Source organism: Pseudorhodoferax sp. LjRoot39, from assembly GCF_964253035.1.
In the GTDB taxonomy this organism is placed as follows: Bacteria; Pseudomonadota; Gammaproteobacteria; order Burkholderiales; family Burkholderiaceae_C; genus Pseudorhodoferax.
The window spans coordinates 3,716,249-3,731,892 of sequence record NZ_CAXUQL020000001.1; the positions used below are offsets into that span (position 1 = coordinate 3,716,249).

The following is a 15,644-nucleotide window of genomic DNA, read 5'->3' on the forward strand; positions in this document are numbered from 1 at the left end:
GGATACCGCCCCTCAACCCGCAGGAGACAACGCCATGCAACAGAACCGCAGAGACCTCATTGCCGCCGCCGCGGCACTCGCACTTGCCGGCGCCCTGCCGGGCCAGGCCTTCGCGCAGAAGAAGATCGTGCTGGGCTTCAGCCAGGTGGGGGCCGAGAGCGAATGGCGCACGGCCAACACCGAATCCATCAAGAGCGCGGCCAAGGACGCCGGCATCGAGCTGAAGTTCTCCGACGCGCAGCAGAAGCAGGAGAACCAGATCAAGGCCATCCGCGCCTTCATCGCGCAGAAGGTCGACGTGATCGCGTTCTCGCCCGTCGTCGAATCGGGCTGGGACAACGTGCTGCGCGAGGCCAAGGCCGCCAAGATCCCGGTGGTGCTGACCGACCGCGCCGTGAACGCCAAGGACACCTCGCTCTACGTCACCTTCATGGGTTCGGACTTCGTCGAGGAAGGCCGCAAGGCCGGCCGCTGGCTGGTCGAGAAGATGAAGGGCCAGAGCGGCGAGGTGCGCATCGTCGAGCTGCAGGGCACGGTGGGCTCGGCCCCGGCCATCGACCGCAAGAAGGGCTTCGAGGAAATCATCAAGGCCGACCCCAAGTTCAAGATCGTGCGCAGCCAGACCGGCGACTTCACGCGGGCCAAGGGCAAGGAGGTGATGGAAGCCTTCCTCAAGGCTGAGGGCAAGACCATCAACGTGCTCTACGCGCACAACGACGACATGGCCATCGGCGCGATCCAGGCCATCGAGGAGGCCGGCCTCAAGCCCGCCAAGGACATCGTGATCATCTCCATCGATGCCGTGAAGGGCGCCTTCGAGGCCATGATCGCCGGCAAGCTCAACGTCTCGGTGGAATGCAGCCCGCTGCTGGGCCCGCAGCTGATGGCGGCGGTCAAGGACATCAAGGACGGCAAGACCATCCCCAAGCGCATCGAGACGGTGGAGAGCATCTTCCCGATGGAGACGGCCGCGGCCGAGTTCCCCAAGCGCAAGTACTGAGCACGGCCCTCCTTCAAAAACACACAACAAGAGACAGCCATGAAGCGCACATTCCTCAAGAGCCTCGCTGCCACCGCCGTCGTGCTGGCCCTCACCCCCTGGGCCCAGGCCCAGGACAAGGGCATGGTGGGCATCTCCATGCCCACCAAGTCCTCCGCCCGCTGGATCGACGACGGCAACAACATGGTCAAGGTGCTGAAAGAGCGCGGCTACAAGACCGATCTGCAGTACGCCGACGACGACATTCCGAACCAGCTGGCCCAGATCGAGAACATGGTGACCAAGGGCGCCAAGGTGCTCGTGATCGCCTCCATCGACGGCACCACGCTGTCCAAGGCGCTGCAGAACGCGGCGGACAAAGGTGTCAAGGTCATCGCCTACGACCGGCTGATCAAGGGATCGAAGAACGTCGACTACTACGCCACCTTCGACAACTTCCAGGTCGGCGTGCTGCAGGCCAGCTCCATCGTCGATGCGCTAGCCCTCAAACAGGGCAAGGGCCCGTACAACATCGAGCTGTTCGGCGGCTCGCCCGACGACAACAACGCCTTCTTCTTCTACGACGGCGCGATGTCGGTCCTGAAGCCCCACATCGACAGCGGCAAGCTCGTGGTGCGCAGCAAGCAGATGGGCATGGACAAGGTGGGCACGCTGCGCTGGGACGGCGCGGTCGCGCAGGCGCGCATGGACAACCTGCTGTCGGCCTTCTACGGCAACGCCAAGGTCGATGCCGTGCTCTCGCCCTACGACGGCATCTCCATCGGCATCCTGTCTTCGCTCAAGGGCGTGGGCTACTGCACCAAGCAGACCCCGTGCCCCGTCGTGAGCGGGCAGGACGCCGAGGTGCAGTCCGTCAAGTCCATCCTGCGCGGCGAGCAGACCTCCACCATCTTCAAGGACACGCGCGAGCTGGCCAAGGTGGCGGCCAACATGGTGGACGCCGTGGTTTCGGGCAAGACGCCCGAGGTCAACGACACCAAGACCTACAACAACGGCGTGAAGGTCGTCCCGTCCTACCTGCTCAAGCCCGTCACCGTGGACAAGAGCAACTGGGAAGCCGTGCTGGTCGGCAGCGGCTACTACAAGGCCTCGCAGATCAAGTAAGCCAACGCACCACCATGCGCACGCTGCTGGAGATGCGGGCGATCCGCAAGACCTTCCCGGGCGTCGTGGCGCTGGACCGGGTCGACCTGAAGATCCGCGAGGGCGAGATCCACGCCCTCGTGGGCGAGAACGGCGCGGGCAAGTCCACGCTCATGAAGGTGCTGTCGGGGGTCTACCCGCACGGCGAGTACGAGGGCGACATCGTCTACGACGGCGCCGTGCAGCGCTTCGGCGGCATCCACGACAGCGAGGCCGCGGGCGTCATCATCATCCACCAGGAGCTGGCGCTGGTGCCCATGCTCTCGATCACCGAGAACATCTTCCTGGGCAACGAGGTCGCCACGCGCGGTGTGATCGACTGGGTGCAGGCCCATGGCCGCACCCAGGCGCTGCTGGACAAGGTGGGCCTGCGCGAATCGCCGCAGGTGCACGTCGGCGAGCTGGGCATGGGCAAGCAGCAACTGGTGGAGATCGCCAAGGCGCTGTCCAAGAAGGTGCGCCTGTTGATCCTGGACGAGCCCACCGCCAGCCTGAACGAGAACGACAGCGCGGCGCTGCTGGACCTGTTGATCGGCCTGCGCGCCCAGGGCATCACCTGCATCCTGATCTCGCACAAACTCAACGAGATCGCGCGCGTGGCCGATTCGGTGACCATCCTGCGCGACGGCAGCAGCGTGGAGACCATCGATTGCCAGGGCCAGCCCGTCAGCGAGGACCGCGTGATCCGCGGCATGGTGGGCCGCGCGATGGCTGACCGCTACCCGCCGCGCGCGCCGCAGATCGGCGCCATCGGCTTCGAGGTGCGTGGTTGGTCGGCACGCCATCCAGAGCACGCCGACCGCGACTTCCTGAAGGGCCTCCACCTGAACGTGCGCCACGGCGAGGTGGTCGGCATCGCCGGCCTCATGGGTTCGGGCCGGACCGAGTTCGCGATGAGCGTGTTCGGCCGCAGCTGGGGCCGGCAGATCCGCGGCGAGGTGCTGGTGGACGGCACGCCCGTCGACGTGGCCACGGTCGGCAAGGCCATCGCGCACGGGCTGGCCTATGTGACCGAGGACCGCAAGGGCGCGGGCCTGGTGCTGGACGAGAGCATCCAGTTCAACACCTCGCTGGCCAACCTGCCCGGCGTCTCGCGCGGCGGCGTGATCTCCCAGGAGCAGGAACATGCGGTGGCCGAGCGCTACCGGAAGTCCATGCGCATCCGCACCCCCAACGTGCTGCAGAAGACGCTCAACCTCTCTGGCGGCAACCAGCAGAAGGTGGTGCTGGGCAAGTGGCTGTTCACCGAGCCCAAGGTGCTGATCCTGGACGAGCCCACGCGCGGCATCGACGTGGGCGCCAAGTACGAGATCTACGCGCTGATCGCCGAACTCGCGGCGCAGGGCCGCTGCGTGATCGTGATCTCGTCGGAGATGCCCGAGCTGCTGGGCATTTCCGACCGCATCTATGTGATGAACGAAGGCCGCTTCGTGGCCGAGATGCCCACGGTGGAGGCCTCGCAGGAACGCATCATGGCCGCGATCCTGAAAGCCCATGCGCCCCAACCACAAGCCTTGACATGACAGAAGAGACATTGCCCACGCGCGCCGCCGCGGCCGTGCCCCCGCCTTCCATGGGCAGCTTCCTGCGCCACAACTTCCGCGAATACGGCATGTTGCTGAGCCTGGTGGCCATCATGGTGTTCTTCCAGGTCATGACCGACGGCACGCTGATGCAGCCGCTGAACCTGACCAACCTGGTGCTGCAGAACAGCTACATCGTGATCATGGCGCTGGGCATGCTGCTGGTCATCGTGGCCGGCCACATCGACCTGTCGGTGGGCTCGGTCTGCGGCTTCGTCGGCGCCGTGGCGGCCGTGTTGATGGTGCAGCACGACTGGCCGGTGTTGCCGGCCGCGCTGGCTTGCCTGGTTGTCGGTGGGCTGATCGGCGCGGCGCAGGGCTGGTTCGTGGCCTATGCGCGCATCCCGTCCTTCATCGTCACGCTGGCCGGCATGCTGGTGTTCAAGGGCCTCGCGCTGGCGCTGCTCGCCGGGCAGTCGGTCGGGCCGTTTCCCGAGGTGTTCCAGGCCCTGAGCTCGGGCTTCATCCCCGACCCCTTCGCGGCGCCGCCGACGCCGGGGCAGCAGAACCTGCGTTTGTTCACGCTGCTGCTGGGCATCGCCGCCGCGCTGCTGTTCGCCTGGACCGGCTGGCGGGCGCGCCAGCGCCAGCATGCGCACGGCATCACGAGCGAGCCGGGTGGCTTCTTCGTGGCCAAGACCCTCGTGTTCGCCGCGCTGTTGGTGGGCTTCTCCTGGCTGCTGGCCTCGTACCGCGGCCTGCCCAACGTGCTGGTGGTCATGGCCTTGCTGATCCTGCTGTTCGACTTCGTCACGCGGCGCACCACCATCGGCCGGCGCGTCTACGCGCTGGGCGGCAACGAGAAGGCTGCGCGGCTGTCGGGCATCGACACCCGGCGGCTGTCGTTCCTGACATTCGTGAACATGGGCGTGCTGGCGGCCCTTGCCGGCCTGGTGTTCGCCGCGCGGCTCAACACCGCCACGCCCAAGGCCGGCCTGGGCTTCGAGCTCGACGTGATCGCGGCCTGCTTCATCGGCGGCGCTTCGGCCTCGGGCGGGGTCGGCAAGGTCATGGGCGCTGTGATCGGCGCCTTCATCATGGGCGTGATGAACAACGGCATGTCGATCCTGGGCATCGGCATCGACTACCAGCAGGTCATCAAGGGGCTGGTGTTGCTGGCGGCGGTGTTCATCGACGTGTATCACAAGAACAAGGCATGACGACCGTGCCCAAGGTGGAACCTGTTCTGGAGCTGTCGGGCATCGGCAAGCGCTTCGGCGACATCGACGTACTGCAGGACGTGCAGCTGCGCCTGTACCCCGGCGAGATCCACGCGCTGATGGGCCAGAACGGCGCCGGGAAATCAACCCTGATCAAGGTGCTCACGGGCGTGTTTCCTGCCAGTGCGGGCGAGATCCGGCTGGGTGGCGAACGGGTGCGGCCCGACTCACCGATCGCAGCGCAGCGCCTGGGCATCAGCACGGTCTACCAGGAGGTGAACCTGTGTCCCAACCTGTCGGTGGCCGAGAACATGTTCGCGGGGCGCTACCCGAAGCGCGGCCTGCGCATCGATTGGGCAGCCGTGCACGCCCAGGCGCGTGAGCTGCTCGCGCGCATCGGCCTGTCCATCGACGTCACGCGCCTGCTGTCCAGCTACCCGGTGGCGGTGCAGCAGATGGTGGCGATCGCGCGTGCGCTGGGTGTCGAAGCGCGCGTGCTGATCCTCGACGAGCCCACCTCCAGCCTGGACGACGACGAGGTGCGCAAGCTGTTCGCGGTGCTGCGCCAGCTGCGCGACGAAGGCCTGGCCATCGTCTTCGTCACGCACTTCATGAACCAGGTCTATGCCGTGTGCGACCGCATCACGGTGCTGCGCAACGGTGGCTGGGTGGGCGAGTGGCCGGTGGCTGAGTTGCCGGCCCCGGCGCTGATCGCGGCCATGCTGGGGCGTGAACTGGCCGCCGCGCAGGCGCGCACCGAGCCGGCGCAGGCGAATGACGTCGGAACTGCGCCGCTGCTGCGTGCCGATGGCCTGGGCCAGACGACCCAGCTGCACCCCATCGACCTGCAAGTGCGGGCAGGCGAAGTCGTCGGCTTGGCCGGCCTGCTGGGCGCGGGCCGAACCGAACTCGCGCGCCTGCTGTTCGGTCTGGAGACACCGGACTGCGGCACGCTGCAGATCGACGGCCAGGTCGTGCGTTTCGCCAGCCCGTCCGACGCGATCGCCGCGGGCCTGGCGTTGTGTCCCGAGGAGCGCAAGACCGACGGTATCGTCGCCGAACTGTCGGTGCGCGAGAACATCGCGCTGGCGCTGCAGGCCCGCATGGGCGTGGGCAAATTCCTGTCGCATGCCGAGCAGAAGCGGCTGGCCGAGCGCTTCGTCGCCCAGCTGGGCATCAAGACCGCCAGCATCGAAACCCCCATCGGCCTGCTCTCGGGCGGAAACCAGCAAAAGGCCGTGATCGCGCGCTGGCTGGCCACCGCCCCGCGCCTCTTGATTCTGGACGAGCCCACACGCGGCATCGACGTCGCCGCCAAGCAGGAAATCATGGAGCAGATCCTGCAGTTGGCCGAGGCTGGCATGGCGGTGGTCTTCATCTCCTCGGAGATCAGCGAGGTGGTGCGCGTGGCGCACCGCATCGTGGTGCTGCGGGATCGGCGCAAGGTGGGAGAACTGCCTGCGGGCAGCACGGAGGACGATGTGTACGAGATGATTGCGGCGGCTGCATGACGCGACATCAGTTTGCACGCTTGGCGCGGGACCGCGCCGACGGTGTACTCCACTCCGCGAATGTCCCCCGGCCTTGCCCGCCTTGCCGGCCTGAGGCCGGCAAGGCGGGCAAGGCCTCCTCCTTTATTTCGCTGCGTGGAGCACACCATCGTCGTGGTCCTGAAGCGTCGCGTCGCACGACCCGGCACGACGCGACGTGTCCAAGGTCGAGGGTACTGGGTGGCCCCTGCAGCGAAATAAAGGAGGAGCCAGGGCCGCCTGCGGCCCTGGCGGGGGACATTCGCGGAAGGGGCCACCCGGTGGCCTCGGCCCGCGCGCAACCCAGTCACCACGCGCAAGCAAGCGCCAAGCGTTGGGGCTGCATGACATGAGCCGCTGGATGCAACACCGCCTGGCCTGGCCCCTGGTCACGCTGGCCATCCTGCTGGCCGTCAACGCCGCCTTCAACCCCGGCTTCCTGCGCATCGAATGGCGTGAGGGCCATCTCTACGGCAGCCTGATCGACATCCTGAACCGCGCGGCGCCGCTGATCCTGGTCTCGCTGGGCATGACGCTGGTGATCGCCACGCGCGGCATCGACATCTCGGTCGGTGCCGTGGTGGCCATCAGCGCGGCGGTGGCGGCCTGGGCCATCGGCGGCAACGTCGACGGCACGGCGCGCTTCGGCCTGCCGCTGGCCATCGTGGCGGCCCTGGGCGTGGCACTGGCCTGCGGGCTGTGGAACGGCGTGCTGGTGGCCGGTGTCGGCATGCAGCCCATCATCGCCACGCTGATCCTGATGGTGGCCGGGCGCGGCATCGCGCAGCTCATCACCGACGGGCAGATTCTCACGGTCTACCACAAGCCGTTCTTCTTCCTGGGCGGCGGCTACCTGCTTGGCCTGCCGTTCTCGGTGTTCGTGGTGGCCGCGGTGTTCGGCATCCTCTACCTGGCCGCCACGCGCAGCGCGCTGGGCCTGTTCATCCAGTCGGTCGGCATCAATCCCACGGCCGCGCGCGTGGCCGGCGTGCAGGCGAAACGCCTCGTGCTGGGCGCCTACGCGGTCTGCGGCCTGTGTGCCGGCATGGCGGGTCTGCTCATCAGTTCCAACATCAAGAGCGCGGACGCCAACAACGCGGGCCAACTGCTGGAGCTTGATGCGATCCTGGCCGTGACGCTGGGCGGTACGCTGCTGACGGGCGGGCGCTTCAGCCTGGTCGGCAGCGTGATCGGCGCATTGATCATCCAGACGCTGACCTACGCCATCTACTCGCTGGGCGTGCCGCCCGAGATCAACCTCGTGGTCAAGGCCGTCGTGGTGTTCGCCGTGATGCTGCTGCAGTCGGCCGAGTTCCGCAGCGCGCTGCGTGTGCTGGCCGTGCGGCCCGCGGGAGGCCTGCGGTGAGCAGCGTGCCTGCACCCGCGATGGCGCCCACGCCGCACGCGCCGCGGCTGGACCCCAAGTACCTGCCGCTGGCCGCCACCATCTCGCTGTTCGTGGCCGTGGCCACGCTGGGCGGGCTGCGCTACGACGGCTTCTTCTCGGCCCAGGTGTTCCTGAACCTGCTGATCGACAACGCCTTCGTGCTGGTGGTGGCCATCGGCATGAGCTTCGTGATCCTCACGGGCGGCATCGACCTGTCGGTGGGCTCGGTCATCGCGCTGACCACCATGGTCTCGGCGTCACTGGTCGAGCGCCATGGCTGGAGCCCTGCGGCCACCATCCCGCTGGTGCTCGTGATGGGCACCTTGTTTGGCGGCTTCATGGGCCTCCTGATCGAGCGCTTCCGGCTGCAGCCCTTCATCGTCACGTTGGCCGGCATGTTCCTCGCGCGCGGGCTGTGCTATCTCATCAGCATCGATTCCATCAGCATCACCAACGAGGCGTACTCGGATCTGGCGCAGATCCGCATCCCGCTGCCGGGCGAGACCTCGCTGTCGCTGTCCGCGGTGATCGCGCTGGTGGTGCTGGCGCTGGCCATCTACGTGGCCCACTGGACGCCTTTCGGCCGTACGGTCTACGCCATCGGCGGCAACGAGCAATCGGCCCGGCTCATGGGCCTGCCGGTGCGGCGCACGCTCGTGGGCGTGTACGCGCTGTCAGGCCTGTGCTCGGCGCTTGCCGGCGTGCTGTTCACCTTCTACATGCTGTCGGGCTACGGCCTGCACGCCCTGGGCCTGGAGCTCGATGCGATCGCGGCCGTCGTCATCGGCGGCACGCTGCTGTCGGGCGGCGTGGGCTACCTGGCCGGCACGCTGTTCGGCGTGCTGATGCTCGGCATCATCCAGACGCTGATCTCCTTCGACGGCACGCTGAGTTCGTGGTGGACGCGCATCGTCGTGGGCGCGCTGCTGTTCGTCTTCTGCATCCTGCAGCGCTTCATCACGGCGCGCGGCCCCAACCGGTGAGACTTCCATGACCCCCAAAAAATTGCGCTCCAGCGAATGGTTCGGCACGGCCGACAAGAACGGCTTCATGTACCGCAGCTGGATGAAGAACCAAGGCATCCCCGACCACGAATTCGACGGCCGCCCCATCGTCGGCATCTGCAACACCTGGTCGGAGTTGACGCCCTGCAACGCGCACTTCCGCAAGATCGCCGAGCACGTCAAGCGCGGCATCTCGGAGGCCGGCGGCTTTCCGGTGGAGTTCCCGGTGTTCTCCAACGGCGAATCGAACCTGCGGCCCACCGCCATGCTCACGCGCAACCTGGCCAGCATGGACGTGGAGGAAGCCATCCGCGGCAACCCCATCGACGCCGTGGTGCTGCTGACCGGCTGCGACAAGACCACCCCGGCGCTGCTCATGGGCGCGGCCAGCTGCGACATCCCGGCCATCGTGGTCACGGGCGGGCCCATGCTGAACGGCAAGCTGGAGGGCCGCAACATCGGCTCGGGCACGGCCGTGTGGCAGCTGCATGAGTCCTTGAAAGCGGGCGAGATCAACCTGCACCAGTTCCTGGCGGCCGAGGGTGGGATGTCGCGCTCGGCCGGCACCTGCAACACCATGGGCACGGCCTCCACCATGGCCTGCATGGCCGAGGCGCTGGGCACCTCGCTGCCGCACAACGCGGCGATTCCGGCCGTCGATGCACGGCGCTACGTGCTGGCGCAGATGTCGGGCGCGCGCGCCGTGGCGATGGCGCGCGAGGGTCTGTCGCTGTCCAAGATCCTCACGCGCCAGGCCTTCGAGAACGCGATCCGCGTGAACGCGGCCATCGGCGGCTCGACCAATGCGGTGATCCACCTGAAGGCCATCGCCGGCCGCATCGGCGTTCCGCTGGAACTGGAAGATTGGACGCGCATCGGCGCCGGCACGCCGACGCTGGTCGACCTCATGCCCTCGGGCCGCTTCCTGATGGAAGAGTTCTACTACGCGGGCGGCCTGCCCGCCGTGCTGCGGCGCCTGGGCGAGCATGGCCTGCTGCCGCACCCCGAAGCGCTGACCGTGAACGGCCACACGCTGTGGGACAACGTGAAGGACGCACCCAGCTACGACGACGAGGTGATCCGCCCGCTGGACAAGCCGCTGCTGCCCGACGGCGGCATGCGCATCCTGCGCGGCAACCTGGCGCCGCGCGGCGCCGTGCTCAAACCCTCGGCCGCCACGCCCGCGCTGCTGCAGCACCGCGGCCGCGCTGTGGTGTTCGAGAACCTGGAGCACTACAAGGAGCGCATCGTCGACGAGACGCTGGAGGTCGATGCGGACTCGGTGCTGGTGCTCAAGAACTGCGGCCCGCGCGGCTACCCCGGCATGGCCGAGGTCGGCAACATGGGCCTGCCGCCCAAGCTGCTGCGCCAGGGCATCAAGGACATGGTGCGCATCTCGGATGCGCGCATGAGCGGCACGGCCTACGGCACCGTCGTGCTGCATGTGGCGCCCGAGGCCGGCGCGGGCGGCCCGCTGCTGGCTGTAGAGGACGGCGACTGGATCGAACTGGACTGCGCGGGCGGCCGGCTGCACCTGGACATTTCCGAGGAAGAGCTGGCACGCCGGCTGGCCGAGCGCGCCGCGCAGGCCGCGGCCGAGGCCCAGCCTTCGCGCGGCGGCTACGCTGGCCTCTACGTACAACACGTGCTGCAGGCCGACGAGGGCTGCGACTTCGACTTCCTGGTCGGCTGCCGCGGCGCCGACGTGCCACGCCACTCCCACTGAACAGGGCCACTCCATGACCAAACCCCGCTACCAAGGCGTCTTCCCGGTCGTCCCGACCACCTTCCACGAGAACGGCAGCCTGGACCTGGCAAGCCAGAAGCGCTGCGTCGACTTCATGATCGACGCCGGCTCGCACGGCCTGGCCATCCTGGCCAACTTCTCCGAGCAGTTCCTGATCGCCGACGACGAGCGCGAGCTGCTCACGCGCACGGTGCTCGAGCATGTGGCCGGCCGCGTGCCCGTGATCGTGACCACCACGCATTTCTCGACCAAGGTCTGCGCCGAGCGCAGCCGCCGCGCGCAGGACATGGGCGCGGCCATGGTCATGGTGATGCCGCCCTACCACGGCGCCACCTTCCGCGTGGGCGAGCCGCAGATCCACGCCTTCTACGCCGGCGTGTCCGACGCCATCTCCATTCCCATCATGGTGCAGGACGCGCCGGCCGCCGGCACGCCGATGTCGGCCGCCTTCCTCGCGCGCATGGCGCAGCAGATCGAGCACCTGAGCTACTTCAAGATCGAGACGGCAGGCGCCGCCAGCAAGCTGCGCGAGCTGATCCGCCTGGGCGGCGACGCCATCGAAGGGCCGTGGGACGGCGAGGAGGCCATCACGCTGATCCCCGACCTGGACGCCGGCGCCACCGGCGCGATGACGGGTGGCGGCTACCCCGACGGCATCCGCCAGATCATGGACCCGTACGCGGCCGGCGAGCGCGAGGAAGCCATCGCGCAGTACACGCGCTGGCTGCCGCTGATCAACTACGAGAACCGGCAGGCCGGCTTCCTGGCGGCCAAGGCGCTGATGCTGGAGGGCGGGGTGATCGCTTGCGACCTTCCGCGCAGCCCCTGGCCGGCCATGCACCCCGAAGTGCGCAAGGGCCTGCTCGAGACGGCCAGGCGGCTCGACCCGCTGGTGCTGCGCTGGGGCCGTTCCTAGGACGGTTGCGGCATCTGGCTGCCGCGCTGCTGCTGAAGGCGAAGCCGGCAGCGCTGTGCACCCGCTGTGCAGACACTAGCTTTGCTTCGTGGTGAAGGCGCCGATGATGCGATCCATGAACGCGAACACCAACTCGATGCCGTAGCCTGCCACGAACGCCAGTGCCCAGACCGGCAGGTTGGCCCACTGCGCGCCACCGACGGTTGAAGGCGTGAGCAGCCAGTTGGACGCCAGCCCCGCAAGCGCGCCGAGGCCGATGCGCACGATGTGGTTGAACGCGGAGCCGGGAGCGAAGGACCGTTCCGTGATGGCCTTGCTCATGTTGCGCAGGATGAAGGCGTGCGCGCCCAGCCAACCCAACAGGAGGGGGAGGTAGACATCGCTCAGTCGCGTGGCCACCGTGCGCGCGGCTTCCACCCTCACGAGGACATCGGCCTCCTGCGGCATGTCGGCCGCCGGCTGCGTCTGGTCGGTCTTGGCGCACAGAAGACCGATGAACCAGTTGGCGCTGGCGTCGCAAGGCAGCGCGGCCCATTGCTGCATGCGCTCGGGGATGGCCAGACGTTCCCTGCGGGCCGCGATCAAGTCCTCGTGCGCGCTTGCCAGGGACACTTCGGCTTCTGCCAATGCCTTTTGAGCGACGTCGAGAGCCGCCGGATCTGCAGGTTGCCGTGCCATCGCCAGATCGCGCGCTGCGATGCGGCTGGTCAGTACGGCCCTTTTCTCGGACAGCGCCTGTTCCCCCTTCGAGATCACTTCGCGCAGTTCGTTGAACCGCTTCAAAGCGGATGCACCCTGTGCATAGAAACTCAGCGTGATGCAGGTACCGACCAGCACCGCAATGAAGATGAGCACGTTGAGGAACCGGCCGAAAGACCAGCGTTGCAGCTTGCCCCAACTGCTCGGTGGCCAACCCGGCAGGACCGTTTGCGACGCCGTGAGCGTTTCCACAGTGATGGGCGCCAAGGCAACCGTGAGGCCTTCATAGGCTTTGAGGAGCTCCTGCTCCTGCGCCATGGCCAGTGCTCCTTCGTCCACGGAGGCTTGGATGGCGACAAGGGGATTGCGTATGCCGTCTTCCACCTTCTTGCCATTGGCGGCGGCATAGGCCAGCAGCATCTGTGCGCTGCTCACGATCGGGCCTGCTCGCTGGCATCTGGCGAAGCTGGCGTAGGCCGGGGCGCCAAGTGCGGCAACCGTCGCGTTGTGGGCCGCGAGGAATGCCGTCTGCGCGGGCCCCGAGCTGGCGATGGCGGCTGCATTCGCAGCGGCGTTCAGCAACTCCTGCACGTCATTCGCCGGCAAGGCGATGCCTTGCCGCGCGGCAAAGCCTGCCAGGCCGGCGGATTCGCGGATGAGGTCTTCTATTCGAGTCATCGAGCTTTCTCGCTTTCATGCTGGTCTGCGTACCCGGGAGACAGGATCAGGATGCGAACCCGAGGAAGCGGCACTTTCGATGTTCCGGTGCCGACCGGGCGGGTTCAGCGTGCGGCTTCGAACTTGTCCTTCAGGAAGCGCGGCGCATGCATCCGGGCCTGGACCACGCTGCCGAGCAGACCTGTGCTTGGCGCCGTGACGGCATTAAGGCGCGTTGCTGGAGCGCGGGCATCCTCAGATCTAACGAGGGTGCCGCGAGCGGGCGCATGGAGGCAAGCGATGCGGGACGAGTAGCAACTGCTGTGTGCGGTGCGCAAGGGCGGAGCCGCTCGCTGCGACAGCCTCCTAGACCCCCAGATAGCGCGCCCACACGCCGCGATCCCCGTCCAGCGCCGCTGAGTCGCCTTGCCAGACCACGCGTCCGCGCTCCAGCACCACATGGTGGTCGGCCAAGGACAGCAGCCGCTCGATGTACTTGTCGACCACCAGCGTGGTCTGGCCTTCGGCCTTGAGCCGGGCCAGACAGCGCCAGATCTCCTCGCGGATGACGGGCGCCAGGCCCTCGGTAGCCTCGTCCAGGATCAGCAGCCGCGGATTGGTCGACAGCGCGCGCGCGATGGCCAGCATCTGCTGCTCACCGCCCGAGAGCTGGTTGCCCATGTTGTTCTCCCGCTCCTTCAGGCGCGGGAACAGCGCGTAGAGCCGGGCCAGGTCCCAGCCGCCACGCTGGCCGTTGCGCTGGTCGGCGAAGGCCAGCAGGTGCTCGCGCACCGTGAGGTTGGGAAAACACTGCCGGCCCTCCGGCACGATGGCCACGCCCAGCCGCGCGATGGCGTCGGCCCGCAGGCCCGCGAGCGGCTGGCCGCCGAAGCGCACGCTGCCGCCGCGCAGCGCGAGTGCACCGATCAGCGTCTTGATGGTGGTGCTCTTGCCCATGCCGTTGCGGCCCAGCAGGGTCACGACCTGGCCGGCCGGGATGTCCAGGTCCACGCCGAACAGCACCTGGCTGGCGCCGTAGCCGGCCTGCAGCTGGCGCGCCTGCAGGATGGGTTCCGGGGCGGCCATCAGGCGGGTGCTCCCACGGTGTCTTCGGTGCCCAGGTAGACGGCCTGCACCTGCGGGTTGCCGCGGATCGCATCCACGCCGCCCGAGACCAGCACCTTGCCGTAGACCAGCACCGAGATGCGGTCGGCCAGCGCGAACACGGCCTTCATGTCGTGCTCGATCAAGAGGATCGCCATGTCGCGCTTGAGCTCGTGGATCAGTTCGGTCATGCGTTCGGAGTCTTCTGGGCCCATGCCTGCCATGGGTTCGTCGAGCAGCAGCAGCTTGGGCTTGGCGGCCAGGGCCAGGGCCACGTCGAGCTTGCGCTGGGCGCCGTGGGGCAGGGTGCCGGCCACGCGGTGCTGGTCAGAGGCCAGGCCCACGCGCTCGGCCAGCGCCTGGGCCGTGTCGGCCAGCGGGCGTTCGTGGCGGCGGTCGCGCAGCATGCCGAAGCTGGAGCCGGCATGGGCCTGGGCTGCCAGCAGCAGGTTGTCGCGCACGGTCGCCTCGCGGAAGATGCTCGTGATCTGGAAGCAGCGCGACAGGCCGGCGCGCACGCGTGCGTGCATGGGCAGCCGCGTGAGGTCCTGGCCGTCCAGCAGCACGCGGCCAGCATCCGGCGGGATCAGGCCCGAGATCAGGTTCACGAGCGTGGACTTGCCGGCCCCGTTGGGGCCGATCAGCGCATGGATCTCGCCGGGCTGCACGGTCAGCGACACATGGTCCGTGGCCAGCAGTGCGCCGAAGCGTTTGACGAGTCCTTCGACCTGGAACAGGCTCATTGCAGTGCCTCCTGTCCGTGCACCGCCGCGGCCTTGGCGGGCCGCTTCTCCAGCAGGCTGGCCAGCCCGCGCGGCGCCAGGAACACGATGGCGATCAGCAGCACGCCCAGCGGCAGATGCCAGTACTCGGTGTGGAGCTTGACCACCTCTTCCAGCCCGATCCACACGGCCGCGCCCACCGGCCCGCCCCAGCGCCGGCCCACTCCGCCGATCACCACCATCACGACCAGCGTGGCCGACTGGGTCCAGTGCATGATCTGCGGGCTCACGAAGCTGTTGTGCGAGACCAGCAGCGCACCGGCCAGACCGGCCAGCGCGCCGGCCAGCGCGAAGGCTGCCAGCCGCAGCCGGAACACCGGGAAGCCCATGGCCTGCATGCGCGTCTCGTTGTCGCGGATGCCCATCAAGGCATTGCCAAAGCGCGAGACGGTCGCCCGGTTCAGGATGGCCATCACGGCCACGAACAGCACCAGCACCACCCAGTAGAAGGTCGGCTCGTGCGTGCTGTCCAGGCCCAGGCCGAACTGCGGGCGCTCCATGAGGTTGTAGCCGTCGTCGCCACCGTAGGCCCGCAGCGCGACCGCGACGAAGTACAGCATCTGCGCGAATGCCAGCGTGATCATGATGAAGTACACGCCGCGTGTGCGCAGCGCCACCAGGCCGATCAGCGCGGCCACGCCGCCGGCCACCGCCATCGCCGCCGGCCACAGCAGCCAGGCCGAGGTCTGGCCGGCATCGGCCAGCGCCACCAGCGTGTAGGCGCCCACGCCCACGAAGCCCATGTGGCCCAGCGCCACCAGGCCGCCGTAACCCAGGATGAAGTTCAGGCTGGCGGCGGCCAGCGCGAAGACCAGCGCACGGCGCACGAAGTTGATGTAGTAGTCCAGCCCCAGGAGCGGGGCCAGAAGCGGGAAGGCCGCGAGCAGCGCGAACGCGGCCCAGGGCAGCCAGCGGGAAGCATTGGAAGGCATG

Annotated in this window: 13 protein-coding genes; 9 read left to right on the top strand and 4 right to left on the bottom strand. The window is 68.0% G+C overall.

Annotation, left to right across the window (positions count from 1 at the left end; translation table 11 throughout):
• Nucleotides 1-34 precede the first annotated feature (34 nt).
• From ACSQ4M_RS17265 to ACSQ4M_RS17305, 9 genes are all read left to right on the top strand, one after another.
• Nucleotides 35-1,000, top strand: coding sequence for an ABC transporter substrate-binding protein (locus ACSQ4M_RS17265; protein ID WP_436190660.1), 966 nt, complete (start codon nt 35-37; stop codon nt 998-1,000).
• A 39-nt stretch (nt 1,001-1,039) separates the two neighbouring features.
• The gene (chvE, locus tag ACSQ4M_RS17270; RefSeq protein WP_436190661.1) at nt 1,040-2,104 is read left to right on the top strand and encodes a multiple monosaccharide ABC transporter substrate-binding protein; all 1,065 of its coding nucleotides are present in this window, start codon (nt 1,040-1,042) and stop codon (nt 2,102-2,104) included.
• Between the two features lie 14 nt (nt 2,105-2,118).
• Nucleotides 2,119-3,666: a multiple monosaccharide ABC transporter ATP-binding protein gene (gene mmsA, locus ACSQ4M_RS17275; RefSeq protein ID WP_436190662.1), complete on the top strand. Its 1,548-nt coding sequence runs from the start codon at nt 2,119-2,121 to the stop codon at nt 3,664-3,666.
• Entirely contained in the window at nt 3,663-4,886 is a 1,224-nt protein-coding gene (gene mmsB / locus ACSQ4M_RS17280; RefSeq protein WP_436190663.1) for a multiple monosaccharide ABC transporter permease, read from the top strand. The genes mmsA and mmsB overlap by 4 nt, the downstream gene beginning before the upstream one ends.
• A complete protein-coding gene (locus ACSQ4M_RS17285; RefSeq protein WP_436190664.1) occupies nt 4,883-6,397 on the top strand; it encodes a sugar ABC transporter ATP-binding protein in 1,515 nt (504 codons plus the stop codon). Before mmsB ends, ACSQ4M_RS17285 begins: the two co-directional genes overlap by 4 nt.
• Before the next feature lie 379 nt (nt 6,398-6,776).
• Nucleotides 6,777-7,781 carry an ABC transporter permease gene (locus ACSQ4M_RS17290; RefSeq protein WP_436190665.1) on the top strand — a complete coding sequence of 335 codons (1,005 nt, stop codon included), beginning with the start codon at nt 6,777-6,779 and terminating at the stop codon, nt 7,779-7,781.
• A gap of 20 nt (nt 7,782-7,801) precedes the next feature.
• Nucleotides 7,802-8,785 (top strand): galactofuranose ABC transporter, permease protein YjfF, encoded by a 984-nt coding sequence (yjfF, locus tag ACSQ4M_RS17295; protein WP_436194031.1) that lies wholly within the window; start codon nt 7,802-7,804, stop codon nt 8,783-8,785.
• Between the two features lie 7 nt (nt 8,786-8,792).
• The gene (locus ACSQ4M_RS17300; RefSeq protein ID WP_436190666.1) at nt 8,793-10,532 is read left to right on the top strand and encodes an IlvD/Edd family dehydratase; all 1,740 of its coding nucleotides are present in this window, start codon (nt 8,793-8,795) and stop codon (nt 10,530-10,532) included.
• Between the two features lie 13 nt (nt 10,533-10,545).
• Nucleotides 10,546-11,469: a dihydrodipicolinate synthase family protein gene (locus ACSQ4M_RS17305; RefSeq protein ID WP_436190667.1), complete on the top strand. Its 924-nt coding sequence runs from the start codon at nt 10,546-10,548 to the stop codon at nt 11,467-11,469.
• Between the two features lie 75 nt (nt 11,470-11,544).
• Here ACSQ4M_RS17305 and ACSQ4M_RS17310 read toward each other — a convergent pair whose 3' ends face one another.
• From ACSQ4M_RS17310 to ACSQ4M_RS17325, 4 genes are all read right to left on the bottom strand, one after another.
• A complete protein-coding gene (locus ACSQ4M_RS17310) occupies nt 11,545-12,846 on the bottom strand; it encodes a hypothetical protein (protein ID WP_436190668.1) in 1,302 nt (433 codons plus the stop codon).
• Between the two features lie 345 nt (nt 12,847-13,191).
• Nucleotides 13,192-13,911: an ABC transporter ATP-binding protein gene (locus tag ACSQ4M_RS17315; protein ID WP_436190669.1), complete on the bottom strand. Its 720-nt coding sequence runs from the start codon at nt 13,909-13,911 to the stop codon at nt 13,192-13,194.
• Nucleotides 13,911-14,672, bottom strand: a complete 762-nt coding sequence (locus ACSQ4M_RS17320; RefSeq protein ID WP_436190670.1) for an ABC transporter ATP-binding protein — start codon at nt 14,670-14,672, stop codon at nt 13,911-13,913. Before ACSQ4M_RS17320 ends, ACSQ4M_RS17315 begins: the two co-directional genes overlap by 1 nt.
• Entirely contained in the window at nt 14,669-15,643 is a 975-nt protein-coding gene (locus tag ACSQ4M_RS17325; protein ID WP_436190671.1) for a branched-chain amino acid ABC transporter permease, read from the bottom strand. Before ACSQ4M_RS17325 ends, ACSQ4M_RS17320 begins: the two co-directional genes overlap by 4 nt.
• Nucleotide 15,644 lies beyond the last annotated feature (1 nt).

What these genes read in the sequence shown, in the direction of transcription:
- yjfF (WP_436194031.1), top strand. Translation starts at nt 7,802, where the DNA reads ATGGCGCCCACGCCGCACGCGCCGCGGCTGGACCCCAAGTACCTGCCG.
- ACSQ4M_RS17305 (WP_436190667.1), top strand. Translation starts at nt 10,546, where the DNA reads ATGACCAAACCCCGCTACCAAGGCGTCTTCCCGGTCGTCCCGACCACC.
- mmsA (WP_436190662.1), top strand. Translation starts at nt 2,119, where the DNA reads ATGCGCACGCTGCTGGAGATGCGGGCGATCCGCAAGACCTTCCCGGGC.
- ACSQ4M_RS17315 (WP_436190669.1), bottom strand. Translation starts at nt 13,911, where the DNA reads ATGGCCGCCCCGGAACCCATCCTGCAGGCGCGCCAGCTGCAGGCCGGC.
- ACSQ4M_RS17265 (WP_436190660.1), top strand. Translation starts at nt 35, where the DNA reads ATGCAACAGAACCGCAGAGACCTCATTGCCGCCGCCGCGGCACTCGCA.
- ACSQ4M_RS17285 (WP_436190664.1), top strand. Translation starts at nt 4,883, where the DNA reads ATGACGACCGTGCCCAAGGTGGAACCTGTTCTGGAGCTGTCGGGCATC.
- ACSQ4M_RS17290 (WP_436190665.1), top strand. Translation starts at nt 6,777, where the DNA reads ATGCAACACCGCCTGGCCTGGCCCCTGGTCACGCTGGCCATCCTGCTG.
- chvE (WP_436190661.1), top strand. Translation starts at nt 1,040, where the DNA reads ATGAAGCGCACATTCCTCAAGAGCCTCGCTGCCACCGCCGTCGTGCTG.
- ACSQ4M_RS17325 (WP_436190671.1), bottom strand. Translation starts at nt 15,643, where the DNA reads ATGCCTTCCAATGCTTCCCGCTGGCTGCCCTGGGCCGCGTTCGCGCTG.
- ACSQ4M_RS17320 (WP_436190670.1), bottom strand. Translation starts at nt 14,672, where the DNA reads ATGAGCCTGTTCCAGGTCGAAGGACTCGTCAAACGCTTCGGCGCACTG.
- mmsB (WP_436190663.1), top strand. Translation starts at nt 3,663, where the DNA reads ATGACAGAAGAGACATTGCCCACGCGCGCCGCCGCGGCCGTGCCCCCG.
- ACSQ4M_RS17300 (WP_436190666.1), top strand. Translation starts at nt 8,793, where the DNA reads ATGACCCCCAAAAAATTGCGCTCCAGCGAATGGTTCGGCACGGCCGAC.
- ACSQ4M_RS17310 (WP_436190668.1), bottom strand. Translation starts at nt 12,846, where the DNA reads ATGACTCGAATAGAAGACCTCATCCGCGAATCCGCCGGCCTGGCAGGC.